The 19,637-nt window shown below is 65.4% G+C and carries 21 protein-coding genes; 9 read left to right on the top strand and 12 right to left on the bottom strand.

Annotated features, from left to right (window positions below; all coding sequences use genetic code 11):
* Positions 1 to 18 precede the first annotated feature (18 nt).
* A complete protein-coding gene (gene nth, locus C7G42_RS01435; protein ID WP_199580593.1) occupies positions 19 to 771 on the bottom strand; it encodes an endonuclease III in 753 nt (250 codons plus the stop codon).
* Positions 772 to 793: 22 nt separating this feature from the next.
* Here nth and C7G42_RS01430 point away from each other — a divergent pair, with 22 nt between their 5' ends.
* Both C7G42_RS01430 and C7G42_RS01425 read left to right on the top strand, forming a co-directional pair.
* A complete protein-coding gene (locus tag C7G42_RS01430) occupies positions 794 to 1,324 on the top strand; it encodes a DUF2244 domain-containing protein (protein ID WP_106947332.1) in 531 nt (176 codons plus the stop codon).
* Positions 1,325 to 1,378: 54 nt separating this feature from the next.
* The gene (locus C7G42_RS01425) at positions 1,379 to 2,275 is read left to right on the top strand and encodes a methylated-DNA--[protein]-cysteine S-methyltransferase (protein WP_106947331.1); all 897 of its coding nucleotides are present in this window, start codon (positions 1,379 to 1,381) and stop codon (positions 2,273 to 2,275) included.
* Positions 2,276 to 2,402: 127 nt separating this feature from the next.
* On the opposite strand, the gene C7G42_RS01420 is transcribed toward C7G42_RS01425, so the two are convergent.
* The 8 genes from C7G42_RS01420 to dnaK all read right to left on the bottom strand — a co-directional run bounded on the left by C7G42_RS01420 (position 2,403) and on the right by dnaK (position 9,723).
* Positions 2,403 to 3,026, bottom strand: a complete 624-nt coding sequence (locus C7G42_RS01420; protein ID WP_106947330.1) for a 2,3-bisphosphoglycerate-dependent phosphoglycerate mutase — start codon at positions 3,024 to 3,026, stop codon at positions 2,403 to 2,405.
* A gap of 19 nt (positions 3,027 to 3,045) precedes the next feature.
* Positions 3,046 to 3,861 carry a 4-hydroxy-tetrahydrodipicolinate reductase gene (dapB, locus tag C7G42_RS01415; RefSeq protein WP_106947329.1) on the bottom strand — a complete coding sequence of 272 codons (816 nt, stop codon included), beginning with the start codon at positions 3,859 to 3,861 and terminating at the stop codon, positions 3,046 to 3,048.
* Between the two features lie 207 nt (positions 3,862 to 4,068).
* Complete coding sequence (locus C7G42_RS01410) at positions 4,069 to 4,380, bottom strand: DUF1330 domain-containing protein (protein WP_106947328.1); 312 nt, start codon at positions 4,378 to 4,380, stop codon at positions 4,069 to 4,071.
* 24 nt (positions 4,381 to 4,404) lie between these two features.
* On the bottom strand, positions 4,405 to 5,115 hold the full coding sequence (gene pyrF / locus C7G42_RS01405; protein WP_106947327.1) for an orotidine-5'-phosphate decarboxylase: 711 nt from the start codon (positions 5,113 to 5,115) through the stop codon (positions 4,405 to 4,407).
* Positions 5,116 to 5,121: 6 nt separating this feature from the next.
* Positions 5,122 to 5,700 (bottom strand): NADPH-dependent FMN reductase, encoded by a 579-nt coding sequence (locus C7G42_RS01400; protein WP_106948803.1) that lies wholly within the window; start codon positions 5,698 to 5,700, stop codon positions 5,122 to 5,124.
* A 57-nt stretch (positions 5,701 to 5,757) separates the two neighbouring features.
* Positions 5,758 to 6,357, bottom strand: coding sequence for a class I SAM-dependent methyltransferase (locus C7G42_RS01395; RefSeq protein ID WP_027534962.1), 600 nt, complete (start codon positions 6,355 to 6,357; stop codon positions 5,758 to 5,760).
* Positions 6,358 to 6,445: 88 nt separating this feature from the next.
* Positions 6,446 to 7,576: a molecular chaperone DnaJ gene (dnaJ, locus tag C7G42_RS01390; RefSeq protein WP_106947326.1), complete on the bottom strand. Its 1,131-nt coding sequence runs from the start codon at positions 7,574 to 7,576 to the stop codon at positions 6,446 to 6,448.
* Positions 7,577 to 7,821: 245 nt separating this feature from the next.
* A complete protein-coding gene (gene dnaK / locus C7G42_RS01380) occupies positions 7,822 to 9,723 on the bottom strand; it encodes a molecular chaperone DnaK (RefSeq protein WP_106947325.1) in 1,902 nt (633 codons plus the stop codon).
* A gap of 392 nt (positions 9,724 to 10,115) precedes the next feature.
* Between dnaK and C7G42_RS01375 the strand changes: the two genes are divergently transcribed.
* Together C7G42_RS01375 and pncA are read left to right on the top strand one after the other, a co-directional pair.
* Positions 10,116 to 11,057, top strand: coding sequence for a hypothetical protein (locus tag C7G42_RS01375; RefSeq protein ID WP_199580592.1), 942 nt, complete (start codon positions 10,116 to 10,118; stop codon positions 11,055 to 11,057).
* Positions 11,058 to 11,290: 233 nt separating this feature from the next.
* The gene (gene pncA, locus C7G42_RS01370) at positions 11,291 to 12,013 is read left to right on the top strand and encodes a bifunctional nicotinamidase/pyrazinamidase (RefSeq protein ID WP_094894105.1); all 723 of its coding nucleotides are present in this window, start codon (positions 11,291 to 11,293) and stop codon (positions 12,011 to 12,013) included.
* A 138-nt stretch (positions 12,014 to 12,151) separates the two neighbouring features.
* Here pncA and grpE read toward each other — a convergent pair whose 3' ends face one another.
* Together grpE and hrcA are read right to left on the bottom strand one after the other, a co-directional pair.
* Complete coding sequence (grpE, locus tag C7G42_RS01365; protein ID WP_106947323.1) at positions 12,152 to 12,769, bottom strand: nucleotide exchange factor GrpE; 618 nt, start codon at positions 12,767 to 12,769, stop codon at positions 12,152 to 12,154.
* Between the two features lie 105 nt (positions 12,770 to 12,874).
* Positions 12,875 to 13,963: a heat-inducible transcriptional repressor HrcA gene (gene hrcA, locus C7G42_RS01360; protein ID WP_094976015.1), complete on the bottom strand. Its 1,089-nt coding sequence runs from the start codon at positions 13,961 to 13,963 to the stop codon at positions 12,875 to 12,877.
* Between the two features lie 182 nt (positions 13,964 to 14,145).
* Between hrcA and rph the strand changes: the two genes are divergently transcribed.
* Genes rph through hemW form a run of 3 tightly spaced genes read left to right on the top strand, consistent with a single transcriptional unit; the run spans position 14,146 to position 16,707 of the window.
* Positions 14,146 to 14,859, top strand: coding sequence for a ribonuclease PH (gene rph, locus C7G42_RS01355; RefSeq protein ID WP_106947322.1), 714 nt, complete (start codon positions 14,146 to 14,148; stop codon positions 14,857 to 14,859).
* Positions 14,860 to 14,870: 11 nt separating this feature from the next.
* Positions 14,871 to 15,506 (top strand): RdgB/HAM1 family non-canonical purine NTP pyrophosphatase, encoded by a 636-nt coding sequence (gene rdgB / locus C7G42_RS01350; RefSeq protein ID WP_106947321.1) that lies wholly within the window; start codon positions 14,871 to 14,873, stop codon positions 15,504 to 15,506.
* A 16-nt stretch (positions 15,507 to 15,522) separates the two neighbouring features.
* Positions 15,523 to 16,707: a radical SAM family heme chaperone HemW gene (gene hemW, locus C7G42_RS01345; RefSeq protein ID WP_106947320.1), complete on the top strand. Its 1,185-nt coding sequence runs from the start codon at positions 15,523 to 15,525 to the stop codon at positions 16,705 to 16,707.
* An 18-nt stretch (positions 16,708 to 16,725) separates the two neighbouring features.
* On the opposite strand, the gene C7G42_RS01340 is transcribed toward hemW, so the two are convergent.
* A complete protein-coding gene (locus tag C7G42_RS01340; protein WP_199580591.1) occupies positions 16,726 to 17,958 on the bottom strand; it encodes a penicillin-binding protein activator in 1,233 nt (410 codons plus the stop codon).
* Between the two features lie 339 nt (positions 17,959 to 18,297).
* Here C7G42_RS01340 and rsmI point away from each other — a divergent pair, with 339 nt between their 5' ends.
* Positions 18,298 to 19,248, top strand: coding sequence for a 16S rRNA (cytidine(1402)-2'-O)-methyltransferase (rsmI, locus tag C7G42_RS01335; RefSeq protein ID WP_106947318.1), 951 nt, complete (start codon positions 18,298 to 18,300; stop codon positions 19,246 to 19,248).
* Positions 19,235 to 19,636: a YraN family protein gene (locus C7G42_RS01330; protein ID WP_106947317.1), complete on the top strand. Its 402-nt coding sequence runs from the start codon at positions 19,235 to 19,237 to the stop codon at positions 19,634 to 19,636. The genes rsmI and C7G42_RS01330 overlap by 14 nt, the downstream gene beginning before the upstream one ends.
* The last annotated feature ends 1 nt before the right edge of the window (position 19,637 follow it).

Raw genomic sequence — 19,637 nt, 5'->3', positions numbered from 1 at the left:
GCTCTGCTCTCACCGCCGTCACACCGTCTTCTCCGGCCACCGGCAGAGATCGTTGATCAGGCAAACTTCGCAGCGCGGCTTGCGCGCGAGGCAAGTATAGCGGCCGTGCAGGATCAGCCAATGATGGGCATGGAGCATGAACTCGGCCCGGATCACCTTTTCGAGACCGAGCTCGACCTCCAGCGGCGTCTTGCCCGGCGCCAGCCCCGTACGGTTGCCGACGCGGAAGACGTGCGTGTCGACCGCCATGGTGTGCTCGCCGAAAGCCATGTTGAGCACGACGTTTGCGGTCTTGCGTCCCGCACCCCGCAACGATTCGATTTCGGCACGCGTGCGCGGCACCTCGCCGCCGAATTCGCTGAGCAGCTTGGCCGATAGCGCAATTACGTTCCGGGCCTTGGTGCGGTAGAGACCGATGGTCTTGATGTACTCGCGCAAGCGCTCCTCGCCGAGATCGAGCATTTTCTGCGGGGTATCGGCGACCTCGAACAAGGCGCGCGTCGCCTTGTTGACGCCGGCATCGGTTGCCTGCGCCGACAGCACCACGGCGACCAGCAGCGTGAACGGATTGACGTGCTCGAGCTCGCCCTTCGGCTCCGGATTGGCTTTGTGAAAGCGGCTGAAGGCTTCGTGGACCTCGGCGGGCGTCCAGCGCTTTATCGCCCTGAGGCTCTTCCTGGCGGGCGCGTTCGGCTTCGCGACGACCGCTTTTGCCTTTTTCTTCGGCACATCCGCCTTGCGCGGGGCCGGCTTGCGGGTGATTTTCGCCATGATCGGGATATACTGAGGGACGATGAGCACAGGCAACGAAATTGAACGCAGCGATGCTGATCCGCGCGACGTGCAGATCTTCTCCGCGGTGCTGACGCCGCATCGCTCGCTGAACCGCACCGGCTTCCTCGCCGTGATGCTGTTCGTGAGCGTGGTCAGCTTCGTCACGGGCCTCGCCTTCCTGATGATGGGTGCTTGGCCGGTGTTCGGCTTCTTCGGCCTCGACGTTCTCGTGATCTGGTGGGCCTTCAGGGCCAATTTTCGCGCGGCGCGGGCCAGCGAGGAGATCGCGGTCACGCCCTCGGAGCTGCGGGTGCGGCGCGTCAGCCATCGCGGCCAGGTCTCGGAATGGACCTTCAATCCGCTCTGGGTCCGGCTCGACCAGGAGGTCGACGAGGAATACGGCATCGAGCACCTCTACCTGATCTCGCGCAGCCGCCGGCTGCGCATCGCCGGCTTTCTCGGACCTGAGGAAAAGGCGAGTTTCCACAAAGCCTTGGTTGGTGCCCTGAATGCCGCCCGACGCGGCCCGACCTACAATCCGGTGACGTGAGCGCAGTCGGAAATCGGGTGGTTTCCCAGCCGTCCCTCCCCTACATTTCCGGTCATGATGACACTCGCCATACATGACCAGCGCCTGACCAAGCCGGGCCCACAGAACGCCGCGCTGCGCGACTATGATTCGGTGCGCCGGGCGATCGCCTTCATTTCGGAGAACTGGCGCGCGCAGCCGACCATCGAGGCGATGGCGGATGCCGCCGGAGTCACGCCGGACGAGCTGCACCATCTGTTCCGTCGCTGGGCCTCGATCACGCCGAAGGCCTTCATGCAGGCGCTGACGCTCGATCACGCCAAGGGTTTGCTGCGGGATTCCGCGAGCATCCTCGACGCCGCGCTCGACTCGGGACTATCGGGACCGGGCCGGCTGCACGATCTCTTCGTCACGCATGAAGCGATGTCGCCGGGTGAATGGAAGAACGGCGGCGCCGGCCTGACCTTGCGTTACGGCTTTCACCCCTCGCCGTTCGGCACCGCGATCGTGATCGCGACCGACCGCGGCCTGTCGGGCCTCGCCTTCGCCGATCACGGTGAGGAGAAGGTCGCGCTCGCCGACATGACGCGGCGCTGGCCGAACGCAACCTATGTCGAAGACCACGAAGGCACCGCGCCGCTCGCCGCGCGCGTCTTCGACACCAGGCTGTGGCGACCCGACCAGCCGCTGCGCGTGGTGATGATCGGCACCGATTTCGAGGTGCGGGTGTGGGAGACGCTGCTGAAGATCCCGATGGGACGCGCGGTGTCCTATTCCGACATCGCCTGCAACATCAACAGCCCGAAGGCCTCACGCGCCGTCGGTGCAGCCGTCGGCAAGAACCCGGTCTCGTTCGTCGTGCCGTGCCACCGCGCGCTCGGCAAGAGCGGCACGCTGACGGGCTATCATTGGGGCATCACCCGGAAGCAGGCGATGCTGGGCTGGGAGGCCGGGCGGCTGGGGATGCAGTAGGCGCAAAAGCACACTGCCGTGGGCAAAGGCGCGTAGCGCCGTGCCCACGATCTGTCTCAAGTCGTTGACGCTGCGTGGGCACGCTACGCTTTGCCCACCCTACGGCACCGAAATGTGCAGCAAAGATCTAACCCGCCAGATCCAGCTTCGAGGCCACCGTCGAATCCGCGTTGAGGCGGTAGATGATGGGCACGCCGGTGGCGAGCTCGCGCTTCAAGATGCCTTCGGGCGTCAGCTTTTCCAGCACCATGATCAGCGCGCGCAGCGAATTGCCGTGAGCGGCGACCAGGGTGCGCTTTCCGTTGAGCACGCCGGGCAGGATCTCCTGCACGTAGTACGGCAATGCCCGCGCGAGCGTGTCCTTCAGGCTTTCGCCGCCGGGCGGCGGCACGTCGTAGGAGCGGCGCCAGATCAGCACCTGATCCTCGCCCCATTTCTTGCGGGCGTCGTCCTTGTTGAGACCGGAGAGATCGCCGTAGTCGCGCTCGTTCAGCGCGAGGTTCTTCATCGTCGGCAGGCCCTTCTGGCCAAGCTCGCCGAGAATGAGATCGAGCGTGTGCTGCGCGCGCGTGAGCACCGAAGTATAGGCGACGTCGAACACGAGGCCCTGCGCCTTCAGCTTGCGGCCGGCTTCCGTGGCTTCCTTGACGCCGAGCTCGGTGAGGTCAGGATCCTTCCACCCCGTGAACAGGTTCTTCAGATTCCATTCGCTCTGGCCGTGGCGCACGAGCACGAGGAGACGTTCACTCATCGACTGCTTTCCGTTTCGTTCAAATGTCAGACAAGCCGAGCACGTCGGCCATGGAGTAATGCCCCGGCTTCTTGCCATGCGCCCACAGCGCCGCCTTCAGCGCGCCGTGAGCGAACAGCATGCGGTCTTCCGCCTGATGCGACAGCGTCAGGCGCTCGAAGGGCCCGAGGAAGGTGACGCTGTGATCGCCGGCGACGGTGCCGCCGCGCAACGAGGCGAAACCGATATTGCCCGGCCTGCGCGCGCCGGTGATGCCGTCACGGCCGCGCTCGGAATGTTCGTCGAGCGTGACGCCGCGACCGCTGGCTGCGGCCTGTCCCAGCATCAGCGCCGTGCCGGATGGTGCATCGACCTTCATGCGATGATGGGTCTCGACGATCTCGATATCAAAATTCTGGTCGAGCGCCTTGGCAACGCGCTTGACCACGGCCGCCAGCAGATTGACGCCCAGGCTCATATTGCCCGACTGCACCACGATGGCGCGGTTGGTGACGCTCTTGATCACGGCATTGTCGGAGCCGGACAATCCGGTGGTGCCGACGACATGCACGATACCGCGCTCGGCGGCGATCGCGACATTGGCGATGGTCGCGGCCGGCACGGTGAAATCGAGGATACCATCGGCCTCCTTCGACATCGCCCAGAGGTCGGCGGAGAGCTTGATGCCGTTGGCCGACAGGCCTGCGAGCACACCGGCGTCCTTGCCGAGCAGCTCCGAGCCCGGCATCTCCAGCGCGCCCGCCAGCACCGCGCCTTTGCTCTCGCCGATCGCCCGCACCAGCGCGCGGCCCATCCGGCCACCGGCTCCAGCAACAATCAGGCGCATGTCGGACATGGTGTGATCCTCTCAGGGGCCGTTTTAGCCGGGGGATGCAGTTCCGGCAACCGAGGGGGATCAGGCAGGGCCGCCTGCGGCCATCCTTCGAGACGCCCGCCTGCGGCGCGCCCTCAGGATGAGGTCGGATTTCGCGGCGAAATGTCAGACCTCATGGTGAGAAGCCCGCACGAGCGGGCGTCTCGAACCATGCAGGCCCGAGGGCGCTCAGCCGTCCGACGGCTGCGGGCCGTCATAGCCTTCGATGATGATGAGGTCGGCGATCGAGTGCGGCTGGCGCACCTTGATGTTGGCCTGGTATTCCGGCGAATTGTAGCAGGCGATCGCGGTCTCGTAGTCCGGGAATTCGATCACGACGTTGCGGGTGCGGCTGGCGCCTTCGACGGTGGTGAACTTGCCGGCGCGGACGACGAAGCGGCCGCCCCATTTCTTAAAGATCGGACCGTTGGCGACGGCGTAGGGCTTGTAGCCCTCGTCATTGCTCACATCAACGCGTCCGATCCAGTAGCCTTTTGCCATTGTTCTTCTCCCTGTTGTTGATTGTTAACCGAGCGCCTGCGCGATCTCGGCATGGATGGCCTCTGCGGCGGCCTTGGGGTCGGCGGCTTCCAGCACCGGCCGCCCGACGACGAGATAATCGGCGCCAGCCGTGATCGCACGGCTGGGCGTCATGATGCGCTTCTGGTCACCGGTTGCCGAACCTGCCGGCCGGATGCCGGGGGTGACGAGGCTCATCTGGTGGCCGACGATCTTGCGCAAATTGCCGACTTCTTCCGGCGAGCAGACGAGGCCGTCGATGCCTAGCACCTGCGCCTGTTGCGCGCGCGCCTCGACCAGTTCGGAGACACCGAGCCGATAGCCGGCCGCATGCAGATCGTCCTCGTTGTAGGAGGTCAGCACCGTGACGGCGAGGATCTTCAGGCTCGAATTGCCGCGGCCTTCGACCGCGCCCTTCATGGTCTGCGGATAGGCGTGCACTGTGAGGAACGTGGCGCCGAGCCTCGTGATGCTCTCGACGCCCTGCATCACGGTGTTGCCGATGTCGTGCAGCTTGAGATCGAGAAAGACCTTCTTGCCCTTGTCGGCGAGCTTGCCGACCAGCGGCAATCCGCCGGCATAAGCGAGCCGATAACCGATCTTGTAGAAGGTGACGCTGTCGCCGAGACGATTGATGGTCGCCTCCGCGGCATCGACGCTGGGCAGGTCGAGCGCAACGATCAGGCGGTCCTTGGGGGCGATCTCGGCTGGCGTCATGTCACCTCACATCATGCGTTGGGAAATGTCGATCAACTGCGCCACCAGCTCCTTCATCGCGGCGATGTCGGCCTCGTTCTTGAGCCTGTCCATATCGTCATAGGCCTGGTCTGCAAAGGCGAGCGTGAGCTGGCTGGCAATCACGTTGGCATGGCAGGAGGTCAGGATCAGCCTGAGCGCCTGCAGCGCACGCGCCGCGCCGAGCCGGCTCTGCGAGGCGCCGGCGAGGGCAAAGGCCCGGTTGCGGAACACCTCGCCGCGTGCCTCGTGCGGATCCTGCACGCGGCTGACCCAGTCGATCGCGTTCTTGAGCAGCGGCGGCACCGAGGCGTTGTATTCGGGCGAGACGAACAGCACGCCGTGATGCGTGCCGATCATGCGTTTGAGATTGACCGCATGCTTGGGCACACCGGACTTGGCCTGGAGATCGCCATCATAGATCGGCAGCGGAAAATCGGCGAGCGAGACGCGGGTGACGTCGACGCCGGCCCGGGCGAATTCATAAGCGGCGACCGCGGCCAGCTTCGCATTGTGCGAACCGGTGCGCAGCGAGCCGGGAATGACCAGAATTTTGGGTGCGGACATCCGCTTCCATGCGTTCGGCGAAACGAGCCCGCCGCGCATGAGAGACAGCCGGCGGAATTAGTCCTTGCGATACACCCAGACGCGGGCGGGCGGAAGGTTCATCCAGATCCGTTCCGACGCCTCTGTGGACACGCCGGGCAGCGATTTCGGGATCGGCGGCACCACCGCATAGGTGAACTGAACGAAGGGAGCGCCGGGTGCGAGTGCCGTGAAGGCGTCGCGGATCAGCCGTAGCCGCGTCAGCATCGGTTTTGTCACCAGCGGCAGGCCGGAGACGACCGCGGAGGCCGGCGCGCTCAGGACGTTCCAGAGCGTATCACGCAGGCGATAGGCATCGCCCTGCACCACCTTGGCCTGCGGATAGCGGTCGCGCAGCAACGCGCAGAAACCGGGATTGTATTCGACCAGGACGAGACGCTTCTGATCGACACCGCGCTCGACCAGTGCCGAGGTGATGGCGCCGGTGCCGGGTCCGAGCTCGACCACAGGCGCGTCCGAATCGACGTCGACGTAATGGGCCATGGTCCGGGCCAGCAGCTTGCCCGACGGCATCACGGCGCCCATGTGCAAGGGCTTTTCGATCCATGATCTGAGAAAGCGAACCTCGTCGTCGAGACGAGGCTTCTTCAACGCACGCGCGGACGATGGCAATGGCATGTCAGGACCGGACGGGACCGCAGGACCGCGGCGTGTCAGAAAATGGTCATAAAGACGTATAGGCCGAAGGCGGCATGGTCAAGCCGAGTCAACTCGCCCGATTGCCGAAGAAGTCCTTGACCTTGGCGAAGAAGCCCTCGGATTCCGGCTGCGTGTTGCCGCTCGACAGCTTTTCGAACTCGGCCAGCAATTCCTGCTGTTTTTTGGTGAGGTTCTGCGGAGTCTCGACCACGACCTGGACATACATGTCGCCCATCTGGCGCGACCGCAGCACCGGCATGCCTTTTGATGCAATGCGGAATCGGCGGTTCGACTGGGTCCCGGCCGGCACCTTCACTTTGGTCTTGCCCTTCTCGATGGTCGGCACCTCGAATTCGCCGCCGAGGGCGGCCGTCACCATCGAGATCGGGACACGGCAATGCAGATCGGCGCCGTCGCGCTGGAAGAACTGGTGTTGGGTCAGCGACAGGAAGATGTAGAGGTCGCCGGGCGGACCGCCGCGGACCCCCGCCTCGCCTTCGCCGGCGAGCCTGATCCTCGTGCCATCCTCGACGCCCGGGGGAATGTTGACCGAAAGATTCCGCTCGCGGGTGACGCGGCCCTGTCCCGAGCAGGACGGGCAGGCATCCTCGATCATCTGGCCGCGGCCCTGGCAGCCCGGACAGGTCCGCTCCAGCGTGAAGAAGCCCTGCGACTGCCGCACGCGGCCGGCGCCGCCGCAGGTCGAACAGGTCTTCGGCTTGGTCCCGGCCTTGGCGCCGATGCCCGAGCAGGCCTCGCAGGTGACCGAGACCGGAATCTCGATCTGCGCGGTCTTGCCGCCGAAGGCTTCCTCGAGCGTGATTTCCATATTGTAGCGCAAGTCGGCGCCACGCTCGCGGCCGCCGCGACCGCGTTGTCCGGCCATGCCGAACAGATCTTCGAAAATGTCGGAGAAGGAAGAGGCGAAGCCCGCGCCGAAGCCGGCACCACCGCCGCCGCCCTGCTCGAAGGCGGCATGGCCGTAGCGATCATAGGCCGCGCGCTTGTCCTTGTCCTTGAGGACCTCGTAGGCCTCGTTGATTTCCTTGAACTTGACCTCGCTGGTGTCGTCCCCGGGATTGCGGTCCGGATGGAACTTCATTGCCAGCTTGCGGAACGACGATTTCAGAACGGATTCGTCGGCATCGCGTTCGACTTCGAGGGTTTCGTAATAGCAGCGTTTGGTGGACGTGGACATGAGGGACTCGGTCTATCCAATCGCGATTCAAATCGGAGCGAAACGACGTCGCCACACGACGATATAGGCGGCCTTCTGCTCGGCGGCAGAGGGCGGCGTGGCGGCGTTCAGCATAACGGCTGGGAATTGATCGATCGTAACGGGCGACCCGCCCGTCCGTCCCGACACGGCGGCCTCCCCCACGAAGGGGGAGGCCGGTAGAGCGTGTGGGGTCCAAGCCGTCCGCATCATGACCCGCTCGGGGATCAGGCGGACTTCTTGTTGCTCTTGTCGTCGTCGACTTCGGTGAATTCCGCGTCGACGACGTCGTCCTTGGCCGCGTCCCTCTTGGCATCGGCCTCGGCCTGCTGCGTGTACATGGCCTCGCCGAGCTTCATCGAAGCCTGGGCCAACGTCTGGGTCTTGGCCTTGATCGCCTCGGCATCGTCGCCCTTCAGCGCTTCCTTGAGGTCGCCGACGGCGTCCTCGATGGCGCGGCGCTCGGTCTCTCCGACCTTCGAACCGTGCTCGGCCAAAGCCTTCTCGGTCGAATGCACCAGACCATCCGCCTCGTTCTTGGCGGTCACGGCCTCGCGGCGCTTCTTGTCCGCCTCGGCATTGGCCTCGGCGTCCTTGACCATCTTCTCGATGTCGGCTTCCGACAGGCCGCCGGAGGCCTGGATGCGGATCTGCTGCTCCTTGCCCGTGGCCTTGTCCTTGGCCGAGACATTGACGATGCCGTTGGCGTCGATGTCGAAAGTCACCTCGATCTGCGGCATGCCGCGCGGCGCCGGCGGAATGCCCATCAGGTCGAACTGGCCGAGCATCTTGTTGTCGGCCGCCATTTCACGCTCACCCTGGAAGACCCGGATGGTGACCGCGTTCTGGCTGTCCTCGGCGGTCGAGAACACCTGGCTCTTCTTGGTCGGGATCGTGGTGTTGCGCTCGATGATGCGGGTGAACACGCCGCCAAGCGTCTCGATGCCCAACGACAGCGGGGTGACGTCGAGCAGCAGCACGTCCTTGACGTCGCCCTGGAGCACGCCGGCCTGGATCGCAGCGCCGATCGCCACGACTTCGTCCGGGTTGACGCCCTTGTGCGGCTCCTTGCCGAACAGCTGCTTCACGACTTCCTGGACCTTCGGCATGCGCGACATGCCGCCGACCAGAACCACTTCGCCGATCTCACCGGCGGTGAGGCCGGCGTCCTTGATCGCCTTGCGGCAGGGCTCGACGGTCTTCTGGACGAGGTCGTCGACCAGCGCTTCGAACTTGGCGCGGGTGAGCTTCATCGTCAGATGCTTCGGACCGGTCTGGTCCGCGGTGATGAAGGGCAGGTTGATTTCGGTCTGCGTCGTCGAGGACAGCTCGATCTTGGCCTTTTCAGCGGCTTCCTTCAGGCGCTGCAACGCGAGCTTGTCGTTGCGCAGGTTGATGCCCTGCTCCTTCTGGAATTCGTCCGCGAGATAGCCGACCAGACGCATGTCGAAGTCTTCGCCGCCGAGGAAGGTGTCGCCATTGGTCGACTTCACCTCGAACACGCCGTCGCCGATTTCGAGAATGGAGATATCGAACGTGCCGCCGCCGAGATCGTACACGGCGATCGTGCCGGCCTTGGTCTTGTCGAGGCCATAGGCCAGCGCTGCCGCGGTCGGCTCGTTGATGATGCGCAGCACTTCGAGGCCCGCGATCTTGCCGGCGTCCTTGGTCGCCTGGCGCTGGGCGTCGTTGAAGTAGGCGGGAACGGTGATGACGGCCTGATCGACCTTCTGGCCGAGATGGGCTTCCGCGGTCTCCTTCATCTTCTGCAGGATGAACGCCGAGACCTGCGAAGGCGAGTAGGTCTGGCCGTCGGCCTCGACCCAGGCGTCGCCGTTGGAAGCCTTCACGATCTTGTAGGGGACGAGCTTCTTGTCCTTCTCGACCATCGGGTCGTCGTAGCGGCGGCCGATGAGGCGCTTCACTGCGAAGAAGGTGCGCTCGGGATTGGTAACGGCCTGGCGCTTGGCCGGCTGGCCGACGAGGCGCTCACCGTCGTCCGTCACGGCGACGATCGAAGGCGTCGTGCGCATGCCTTCGGAATTCTCGATGACTTTGGCGTTCTTGCCATCCATCACGGCGACGCACGAATTCGTGGTGCCGAGATCGATCCCAATGACCTTTCCCATGGTCCGATATCCTTGTTTTTGCGGCAGGTTGGCTGGGCCCAGAAGGCACCCGACCGAAACCCCCTAAGATCAAACATTCGCGATATTGCGATGGTTGACGCTCATATAGGAGGGGGGGAGGGGCCCGCAAGGACCGAAGCTAGGTTTCTGCCGTGAAAACATTGGGTTTTGGAAGATCATATCCGGGCTGCACCGCTCTTGCAGGTGAGGAATTATTAACAGGTTCAGGCGTCAGCAAGCCCCGGCTACCGCAAGCCCGCCCGCCCTGTTGCCGCAAGCCCAAACCCGGTAAAAGGCGAACCGGCCGGACCGCCGCCACGGCTGCTCCGCGCGACAAAGCGGCCCGGTCGCCGACCATCGAACGGCCTCAATGTGAACCAATCAGAGTGCCCATGAAGCTGATCCGTCCCCTCGCCGCGCTCGCCCTCCTGATAGCCTCCGCGTTTCCGGCCCTCGCCGCCGACGCCGTGTTTCCACCCGGCTTGCGCCTCGGCATGGTGCCGCTGGTCGGCCTCAGCACGGCAAAAACCTTTCCCGGCTTCGAGAGCGAGGACGGCAACGTCAAGGTGCTGATCACCGAGCTGCCGCCGGCGGCCTATGGCGAGGTCGTGAGCGCCTTCAATTCCAATCCGGCTGGCACAGGCGGTGTCAAGCAGGACAAGATCGAGACGCCCGCGGGCCTCGCCTATTTCACCACCGAGAGCGGCAAGGCGGGCGACACCCCGGTGAAGCGCTATTCGATGATCGTGCCGGGCGCCGGCTTCTCCGGCTATGTCGCGGTGCAAGTGCCGGAGAATGCGACCAAGATCTACACGGATGAGGCGGTGCGGCAGATGTTTGCGAGCGCCACCACCCGCAAGCAGGTCTCGGCAGAGGAGCAGATCGGGTTGATGCCGTTCAAGATCACCGATCTCGCCGAGTTCAAGGACATCCGCACGCTGGCGCCGGGCTCGAGCATCATCCTGGCTGACGGCGACGAGAGCTCCGGCTATGAGTCGAAGCCGTTCATGATCCTCGGTCTGATCGGCGCCACGCCGCAGCAGGCCGACGACCGCGCGCGCTTCGCCCAGGAAGCGGCGCTGCAGATCCCCGGCGTGCGGGAATCGCGCGTCACCATGTCCGAGCCGATCCGCATCAACGGCCAGCAGGGCTTCGAGACCCGGATCGACGGGGTCAGCGGCAAGGACAAGGTCCCGGTCACCGTGGTGCAGTGGATCCGCTTCTCGACCGGCGGCGCCTCGCTGCGCATCGTCGCCAGCGCCCCGCGCGACCAGTGGCTGGCCGCCTTCACCCGCTTCCGCGCCGTGCGCGACGGCATACAGCCGAAGGGCTGAGCGCGAAGGCGGGGATCCATACCGCGTGATCTCGCGGTTGCAAAAGGTATCGGCCAAACTTCTCCCTGTGGTTATGGATCCCGGGCTCGCGCTTCGCCCGCCCCGGGACGACGGTGCTGTGGGTTTGTCAGCCCACCCCCTCACCAACGCCGGCCGCATTTTCGGGCTTCTGTTCGTATACGAACGGAACTAGGCTTCGCTCCCGTTGGATCATCCTGGATGGGAGGCGAACGATGCTGGATCGACGGCAAATCCTGGCAATGCTTGGAACGACGGCGCTTGCGACTCTCGCGCCAACCGCACTCTTTGCAGCGGCATCGATCAAGCCGGACGATGCGTCCGCGCTGCTCGTGATCGACGTGCAGAACTGCTTCCTGCCCGGCGGCAGCCTCGCGGTGAAAGAGGGCGAGCAGGTGGTGCCCGTCATCAACAAGATCTCGAAGGCGTTTGCCAACGTGGTGATGACGCAGGACTGGCATACGCCGGGCCACGTCTCGTTTGCGTCGGTGCATTCCGGCAAGAAGCCATTCGAAACCGTCGATCTTCCCTACGGCAAGCAGGTGCTGTGGCCCGACCATTGCGTGCAGGGCACCGACGGCGCTTCGCTGTCGAAGGACCTTGCGATCCCGCACGCCGAGCTGATCATCCGCAAGGGCTTTCACAAGGACGTCGACAGCTATTCGGCCTTCCTCGAAGCCGACGGCAAGACCTCGACGGGCCTTGCCGGCTATCTCAAGGGCCGCAAGATCAAGCGCGTCTTCGTCGCTGGCCTCGCGACGGACTTCTGCGTCGCCTGGACCGCGCTCGACGCGCGCAAGGCGGGCTTCGAGGTCTATGTGGTGGAAGACGCCTGCCGCGGCATCGACAATCAGGGATCGCTCGCCAAAGCCTGGGCCGATATGGCCAAGGCCGGCGTCAAGCGGATTCAGTCTGCGGATATCGCGGTGAGCGCGTAATCGGCGCGAACAACTGCAAGCCCTTCATACCGAGGAGCGCGCTTGTTCGTGCGCGTCTGGAAGCATGAAGGCTCCGCTGCGGCAGCTGGCCTGCATGGTTCGAGACGGCGCTCACGCGCCTCTCACCCTGAAGATCGATCAGTTCGCCGCGCTGTTCGGCTCGTTGGTGTTGGCGGCCGGCGCGGGCTTCGCGCCGCCCTTGGCAACGCCGACCAGGGCCGGGCGCAGCACGCGATCGCCGATCGTATAGCCGGCCTGCATGATCTGCACCACGGTGCCCGACGGCACCGACGCATCAGGCACTTCGTACATCGCCTGGTGGAAGTTCGGATCGAACTTCTGGCCCTGCGGATCCAGCTTCTTCACGCCGTGCTTTTCGAGCGCGCTGTGTAGCGAGCGCTCGGTGAGCTCGACACCCTCGATCAGCGCGGTCAGGCCGGGATCGGCCGTGGCGCGAGCCTCGGCTGGAACGGCATCGAGCGCGCGCTGGAGATTGTCGGCGATGTCGAGCACGTCGCGGGCAAAGCCGGTGATGCCGTAGAGGCGGGCGTCGGCGACCTCCTTGGTGGTGCGCTTGCGCAAATTCTCCATCTCGGCCAGCGTCCGCAGCATGCGGTCGCGCGCCTCGGCGGCTTCCTTCTGCAACGTTTCGACCGAGCCGGGCTCGGGATCGTCGGGCATGATGTAGGGTTTCGACACCACGGGCTCGCCGGTCGCAGCAGTCGTGTCTTCGGGTTGCCGGTCTCGATCGGTCATCGGCTCATTTCTCGAACTGGTCTGGTTTCGCGTGGGAGTTTTCTGGCCCGGATATCGTGCTTCGGACGCCGAAAATCAAGCGCCCGTGAACGGATCAAACGCCGGTCAGCCTCCCAGCAGGCGACTGACGATGCGGGCGGCGTAGTCCACGGTCGGGATCACGCGGGCATAATTCAGCCGCGTCGGCCCGATCACACCCAAAACGCCGACGATATGGCCGGCGGCATCCCGATAGGGCGAGATGATGGTGGAGGACCCCGACAGCGAAAACAGCTTGTTTTCGCTGCCGATGAAGATGCGCACGCCCTCGGCGGTCTCGGCGCGCCCCAGCAGGTCGATCACCCCGCGCTTGGTCTCGAGATCGTCGAACAGGAGCCGAACCCGCTCCAGATCCTCCAGCGCATGCAGATCTTCGAGCAGATTGGCGTGGCCGCGGACGATGAGCTGGCGGTCCTCGGTCTCGCCGCCGGACCAGCTGGCGATTCCGGCGGAAATCACCTTCTGTGCCAGCTGATCGAGCTCGGCGCGGGCCTCTCCAAGCGCCGTCTCGAGCTCGAGCCGGGCCTCGGCCAGGGTCCGGCCGCGGATGCGCGCATTGAGGAAATTGCCGGCCTCGGTGATCGCCGAGGAGGGAACTCCGGGGGGCAGCGACAGCACGCGGTTTTCGACCTGGCCGTCCTCGCCGACCAGGATCACCAGCGCCTTTTCCGGTTCCAGGCGGACGAATTCGATGTGCTTCAGCCGCGCATTGGATTTCGGCGTCAGCACCACCGCGGCGGCGCGGGTCAGGCCCGACAACCGCGTCAGCGCCTGGTCCAGCGCCGCCTCGACCGAGTGCGCCTGGCCGACGGAGGTGAGCTGACTCTGGATCGACTGCCGCTCGGCCTCGTTGAGGTCGCCGACCTGCATCAGGGCATCGACGAAGAAGCGCAGGCCGAGTTCCGTCGGCAACCGGCCCGCTGAGGTGTGGGGTGCATAGATCAGGCCGAGCTGTTCCAGATCAGCCATGACGTTGCGGACCGAGGCCGGCGACAGCGGCATGGCGATCAGGCGCGAGATATTGCGCGAACCGACGGGCTCACCGGTCGCGAGATAGCTTTCGACAATTTGACGAAAGATGTCGCGAGAACGCTCGTTGAGCTGGGCGAGCCCCGCGCGCGGCGCGATCAGATGGATCGGATCGTGATGGGCCACAGACGGTAACTCCTGTCAGACGCATGTAATTTGTCCATCCGGGAGGGTTATGACAAGCGCCGCGTTTGCAGGGCGGAGAACCGGGGGTGAAAAAGCCTTGTCCTTCCCCCTTGCCGCATACCCTCACCCCACCTACAAGCACCGCGAACAGCCCTACACCGACGAGTTCTGGAGGATTTCCCATGCGGCCAAGCCGCCGTGCGCCCGACGAATTGCGCCCCGTGACGCTGGAGCGCGGCGTGGTCAAATATGCGGAAGGCTCCTGCCTGGTGAAATTCGGCGACACCCATGTGCTGGTCACCGCCACGCTGGAAGATCGCCTGCCGCCGTGGCTGAAGGGCCAGGGCCGCGGCTGGGTCACGGCCGAATACGGCATGCTGCCGCGCGCGACCTCGGAACGCACGCGCCGCGAGGCCGCCGCCGGCAAGCAGAGCGGCCGCACCGTCGAGATCCAGCGCCTGATCGGCCGCTCGCTTCGCACCATCGTCGATCTCGAAGCGCTCGGCGAGCGTCAGATCACGGTCGATTGCGACGTGCTGCAGGCCGATGGCGGCACGCGCACGGCCTCGATCACCGGCGCCTGGGTCGCGCTCGCCGATTGCATCGCCTGGATGAAGGCGCGCAACATGATCAAGGCCAAGGTGATGCGCGACAACGTCGCTGCGATCTCCTGCGGCATCTACAACGGCACGCCGGTGCTCGATCTCGACTATGCCGAGGATTCGGAAGCCCAGACCGACGCCAATTTCGTCATGACTGGCGATGGCCGCATCATCGAGGTGCAGGGCACCGCGGAACGCGAACCGTTCACACAGGACGAGTTCCTGGCGCTGATGGCACTGGCCCAGAAGGGCATTGCGCGTCTGGTGGACTTGCAGAAACTGGCTGTCGCGTAGTCAATAAGCCCATGCACCGCCGAATCACCGGAAAGCTGGTCATCGCCACCCATAATCCCGGCAAGCTCGCCGAGATGCGGGAGCTTTTGGCGCCTTACGGCATCCAGGCGGTGTCCGCGGGTGAACTCGGCCTGGACGAGCCCGACGAGACCGGCAACGATTTCCGCAGCAATGCCGCGATCAAGGCGATCGCGGCGGCGCAGGCGACCAGGCTTCCAGCCTTCGCCGACGATTCCGGCATCGTGGTCGACGCGCTCGACGGCGCGCCCGGTATCTACAGCGCGCGCTGGGCCGGACCGAGCAAGGATTTCAACGCGGCGATGGCGCAGATCGAGCGCCTGTTGCAGGAGCGCGGCGCGACCACACCGGACAGGCGCAAGGCCCACTTCGTCTCCGCGCTCTGCGTCGCCTGGCCCGACGATCATCTCGAAGAGGTCGAGGCGCGCGTCGAAGGCACGCTGGTCTGGCCGCCGCGCGGCACCGCCGGCTTCGGCTATGACCCAATGTTCTTGCCCGACGGCCACGGCCGCACCTTCGGCGAGATGGAAAGCATCGAGAAGCACGGCCTGCCGCCGCTCGGCCTCGGCCTGTCGCATCGCGCCCGCGCCTTCGTGAAACTGGCGGAGATCTGCCTTGAGCCGCGCTAGAGCGTTTTCCAGCGAAGTGGATACCGGTTCGCGCCAGGAAAACGCGTCAAGACAAGACTCTGCAGCCTTCGGCGTCTACGTGCACTGGCCGTTCTGCCTGTCGAAGTGCCCCTATTGCGACTTCAACAGCCACGTCCGCCACGCCGCGATCGACGAAGCGCGCTTCGCCTCCGCTTTCGCCCGCGAGATCGAAACGACCGCGCAGCGTTCGCCGGGCCGTGAGGTCACCTCGATCTTCCTCGGCGGCGGCACGCCGTCGCTGATGCAGCCGGCAACGGTCGGCGCGGTGCTCGATGCCATCGGCAAGCACTGGAACGTCGCCGGCGACGTCGAAGTGACGCTCGAGGCGAATCCGACCAGCGTCGAAGCCACGCGCTTTGCCGGCTATCGCGCAGCCGGCGTCAACCGCGTCTCGCTTGGTGTACAGGCGCTCGACGATGCGTCGCTGAAGGCGCTCGGTCGCATGCACAGCGCGCGCGAGGCGCTCGACGCCGTTGCCATCGCGCGCCGCTCGTTCGACCGTTATTCGTTCGACCTGATCTACGCCCGTCCCGACCAGACGCCGGCGATGTGGGCCGATGAATTGCGCCTCGCCATCGATGAAGCCGCCGAACATCTGTCGCTCTATCAATTGACGATCGAGGAAGGCACGCCGTTCTTCGGCCTGCACCAGGCCGGCAAGCTGAAGACGCCGGACGAAGCGGTCGCGCGCGCGCTCTACGACGTCACGCAGGAAACCTGCGACAAGCTCGGTCTGCCCGCCTACGAGATCTCCAATCACGCGCGGCGCGGCGCCGAGTGCCGGCACAATCTGGTCTATTGGCGCGGCGAGGAATATGCCGGCATCGGCCCGGGCGCCCACGGCCGGCTCGACATCGACGGCATCAGGCACGCCATCGCCACCGAGAAGCGTCCCGAGGCCTGGCTGATGCGGGTCGAGACCAACGGCCATGGTGTCGTCACCGACGATCTCCTCAACAGCGAAGAGCGCGCCGACGAATTCCTGCTGATGGGATTGCGTTTGGCCGAGGGCATCGACCCCGAGCGCTACAGAGCGCTCTCCGGCCGCCCGCTCGACCCCAAGCGCATCGCACTGCTGCGCGAAGAGGGCGCGATCACGGTCGATGCGACGGGCCGGTTGCGCGTGACGAGCAGCGGATTTCCGGTGCTCGATGCGGTGGTCGCGGATCTCGCAGCGTAGCGGGCTGCCGTCGTCGACCTACGCCCCAAAACTCTTCGGCGATCCCGCGACCGCAACGCCGCCACCCTGCGTCACCTTCATCACCGCAAGCCCGCGCTCATTGGTGCCGTCGGCGCGGAAGCGGAACAGGCCGTCGATGCCGGCGAAGCCCGACGGATTGGTGAGTACATCCGGCGAGAAGCGCGTGGTGCCTTGCGTGCGCGCCAGCGCGGCGACGAGGGCGACCGCATCATAGGCGAGCGTCGCGGTGCGAATCGGCTCCGCGCCATATTTGGTGCGATAGCGTCCGGAGAACGCGCGAAAGCCGGCCGGATCGGGCGCGGCGTAGAGGCCGCCCTGCAGGCTGGCATTGGCATAGACGCGGGGATTGTCCCACAGGCCGGTGCCGAGCAGCTGGATGTTGCGTAAGTTCGCGCCCGCCGCCGTCATCGCATCTGCCACCGACACCACGGCATCGCCGTCATCGGCGATGAACAGCGCATCGGCGCTGCCGAGCTGCTGCGCCACGGTGCGCGCCGGCGTGGCGCGATCGGCGCCGTATTTTTCGAAAGCGACGATGCGTCCGCCACGGCGCGGCACGGCCGCCTTCACCGCGGCCTCGACGACGTTGCCATAGGCATTGTCGGGAACCAGCACGGCGACGGAGCGCTTTCCGACGCTGGCGGAATATTCGACGATGCGGTTGACGTCGGACTCCGGCAGGAAGGAGAGCAGATAGACGCCGCGGCCGGCGATGCTGGAATCGGTCGAGAACGCGATCACCGAGATGCCGCGCGTGCGCGCGACCTGCGCCACTGCCGGCACCGATTGCGCGAACAGCGGTCCCAGAATGATCTCGGCGCCTTCGTCGACGGCCTGTTGCGCGGCAGCCTGCGCACCTTGCGGGCTGCCATTGTCGTCCTTGATCAGCAGCTGGATGTTCGGGTTCTGGAATTCGGCCAGCGCCATCTCGGCGGCGTTGCGCATGGATTGTGCGGCAAGCCCGGCATTGCCGGCGGCCGAGAGCGGCAGGATCACGGCGACCTTCACGCCGCCGGTGCCGGCGGTCGTTGCCTGCTGCGGGGGACCCGCGGGCTGAGCCGGTGGCGTCGAGCTCGAGAACGGGCTGGAGAATTGGCTCAGGCTCTGCTGCACGCCGGCGCAGGCCGACAGCAGAGGGGCGCCGATCAGCAGGCCGAGCGCGCTCCGGCGAGTCGCCCCTGACATAAGACGCCCCGGAACGGGAAATTTTGGATAACGCGGGCCCACCATGGCAACTTCTCTTCTGACCCGCCGGCTCCGGCCGGTGACGATATTCTTTCCACGACACAAGCCGCGGATTCAGGCATATTGTCGGCAAATAGTTAACCGAAACAAAAGGATAATAGCCCCTTAACGCGGCCGCCTTCCGGTTCCAGAAGCTGTTTACCCTCGCTCATTCAGCATCAAGGCGGTGTTTCAGTCGCGAATATGGCGCAAGAGCCCTCATTGCCTCTCGACGTGATCCTGAATCGATCACATTCCCGTCCGTTCCTCGCCCCTCACCTCAGTACGATCTTTTTCGACGAGCCGGTTCCCAGCCCTGCGGATCGTGCCTAAGTTGACTTCATTATGCGCGCAAAGCCGGCCCCGATAAATACGCCTGAAGCTCAAGACGCCGCCACGCGCGGTTTCTCCATCGATGCCCATCGCCTTGCGGCGCCGAAGGCGGCACCGGGCCTGCATCTGGTCGCAACCCCCATCGGCAATCTCGGCGACATCACGGTGCGGGCGCTCCAGACCCTCGCCGGCGTCGACGTCATCGCCTGCGAGGACACCCGCATCACCCGGCGCCTGACCGAGCGCTACGCGATTGCAGCACAGCTCAAACAATATCACGAGCACAATGCGGAAGCCGCGCGTCCGAAAATCCTGGAGGCGCTGGCGCAGGGTGGCTCGATTGCACTGGTCTCCGACGCCGGCACGCCGCTGATCTCGGATCCCGGCTTCAAGCTGGTCCGCGAGGTCTGCGCCGCCGGCCATGCGGTGTATGCCCTGCCCGGCCCGTCCTCGGTGCTGGCGGCGCTGTCGGTCGCGGCACTGCCGACCGACCGTTTCTTTTTCGAGGGGTTTCTGCCGGCGAAGTCAGCCGCGCGAAAGGCGCGCCTGACCGAGCTTGCGCGCATCGACGCCACGCTGGTGATGTTCGACTCCGGCAACCGCGTGCAGGACACGCTCGCAGAGCTCGCCGAGATCATGGGCACCCGCGAGGCCGCGATCTGCCGCGAGCTGACCAAGCTGCACGAGGAGATTTCGCGCGCACCGTTGAGCCAGCTGGCGCGCGGGGCCGATACGCTGGAGACGCGCGGCGAGTTCGTTCTGGTGATCGCTCCGCCAGCAGCCGATGCCGAGATGCTGACATCGGATGCGCTGGACGATCTGTTGCGCGAGCAGCTTGCCGCGCACAGCGTCAAGGATACCGTGGCGCATGCGGTCGCACTCTCGGGACGGCCGCGCCGCGAAGTCTATGCCCGCGCGCTCGAGCTCGCCAAAGACCTGAGGGGCGGCGATGGCGAAGACTGAGGTCCCGGCGGAACCGAAGGTCGCCTCGCCCGAACGCGTCGCCGCGTTCCAAACCGGCATCTCCGCGGAGAGTCGCGCAGCCGCCTATCTGATGGCCAAGGGCTACCGTATCCTGGCCAAGCGCTACCGCAACCCGCATGGCGAGATCGACATCGTGGCGCGCCGGCGCAATCTGATCGCCTTCGTCGAGGTCAAGGCGCGCGCCACGCTGGATGACGCCGCCTTCGCCGTGACGCCGCGCCAGCAGCAGCGCATCATCAATGCCGCACAGGGCTGGCTTGCCGCGCATCCCGAGCATGCCGAATTCGAATTGCGATTCGACGCCATGCTGATTGCGCCGAAGCGACTTCCGCGCCATGTGTTGGCGGCATTCGACGCCTCGACCTGAA

Origin of the sequence: Bradyrhizobium sp. MOS003 (genome assembly GCF_003020125.1) — a bacterium.
Taxonomy (GTDB): Bacteria; Pseudomonadota; Alphaproteobacteria; order Rhizobiales; family Xanthobacteraceae; genus Bradyrhizobium.
This window is presented reverse-complemented; position numbering and strand designations above follow the sequence as displayed.

What these genes read in the sequence shown, in the direction of transcription:
- C7G42_RS01420 (WP_106947330.1), bottom strand. Translation starts at nt 3,026, where the DNA reads ATGAGTGAACGTCTCCTCGTGCTCGTGCGCCACGGCCAGAGCGAATGG.
- dapB (WP_106947329.1), bottom strand. Translation starts at nt 3,861, where the DNA reads ATGTCCGACATGCGCCTGATTGTTGCTGGAGCCGGTGGCCGGATGGGC.
- pyrF (WP_106947327.1), bottom strand. Translation starts at nt 5,115, where the DNA reads ATGACGCCAGCCGAGATCGCCCCCAAGGACCGCCTGATCGTTGCGCTC.
- C7G42_RS01330 (WP_106947317.1), top strand. Translation starts at nt 19,235, where the DNA reads ATGGCGAAGACTGAGGTCCCGGCGGAACCGAAGGTCGCCTCGCCCGAA.
- C7G42_RS01340 (WP_199580591.1), bottom strand. Translation starts at nt 17,958, where the DNA reads ATGGTGGGCCCGCGTTATCCAAAATTTCCCGTTCCGGGGCGTCTTATG.
- C7G42_RS01395 (WP_027534962.1), bottom strand. Translation starts at nt 6,357, where the DNA reads ATGCCATTGCCATCGTCCGCGCGTGCGTTGAAGAAGCCTCGTCTCGAC.
- dnaK (WP_106947325.1), bottom strand. Translation starts at nt 9,723, where the DNA reads ATGGGAAAGGTCATTGGGATCGATCTCGGCACCACGAATTCGTGCGTC.
- C7G42_RS01425 (WP_106947331.1), top strand. Translation starts at nt 1,379, where the DNA reads ATGATGACACTCGCCATACATGACCAGCGCCTGACCAAGCCGGGCCCA.
- C7G42_RS01375 (WP_199580592.1), top strand. Translation starts at nt 10,116, where the DNA reads ATGAAGCTGATCCGTCCCCTCGCCGCGCTCGCCCTCCTGATAGCCTCC.
- C7G42_RS01400 (WP_106948803.1), bottom strand. Translation starts at nt 5,700, where the DNA reads ATGTCCGCACCCAAAATTCTGGTCATTCCCGGCTCGCTGCGCACCGGT.
- rph (WP_106947322.1), top strand. Translation starts at nt 14,146, where the DNA reads ATGCGGCCAAGCCGCCGTGCGCCCGACGAATTGCGCCCCGTGACGCTG.
- grpE (WP_106947323.1), bottom strand. Translation starts at nt 12,769, where the DNA reads ATGACCGATCGAGACCGGCAACCCGAAGACACGACTGCTGCGACCGGC.
- rsmI (WP_106947318.1), top strand. Translation starts at nt 18,298, where the DNA reads ATGCGCGCAAAGCCGGCCCCGATAAATACGCCTGAAGCTCAAGACGCC.
- C7G42_RS01410 (WP_106947328.1), bottom strand. Translation starts at nt 4,380, where the DNA reads ATGGCAAAAGGCTACTGGATCGGACGCGTTGATGTGAGCAATGACGAG.
- rdgB (WP_106947321.1), top strand. Translation starts at nt 14,871, where the DNA reads ATGCACCGCCGAATCACCGGAAAGCTGGTCATCGCCACCCATAATCCC.
- nth (WP_199580593.1), bottom strand. Translation starts at nt 771, where the DNA reads ATGGCGAAAATCACCCGCAAGCCGGCCCCGCGCAAGGCGGATGTGCCG.
- dnaJ (WP_106947326.1), bottom strand. Translation starts at nt 7,576, where the DNA reads ATGTCCACGTCCACCAAACGCTGCTATTACGAAACCCTCGAAGTCGAA.
- pncA (WP_094894105.1), top strand. Translation starts at nt 11,291, where the DNA reads ATGCTGGATCGACGGCAAATCCTGGCAATGCTTGGAACGACGGCGCTT.
- C7G42_RS01430 (WP_106947332.1), top strand. Translation starts at nt 794, where the DNA reads ATGAGCACAGGCAACGAAATTGAACGCAGCGATGCTGATCCGCGCGAC.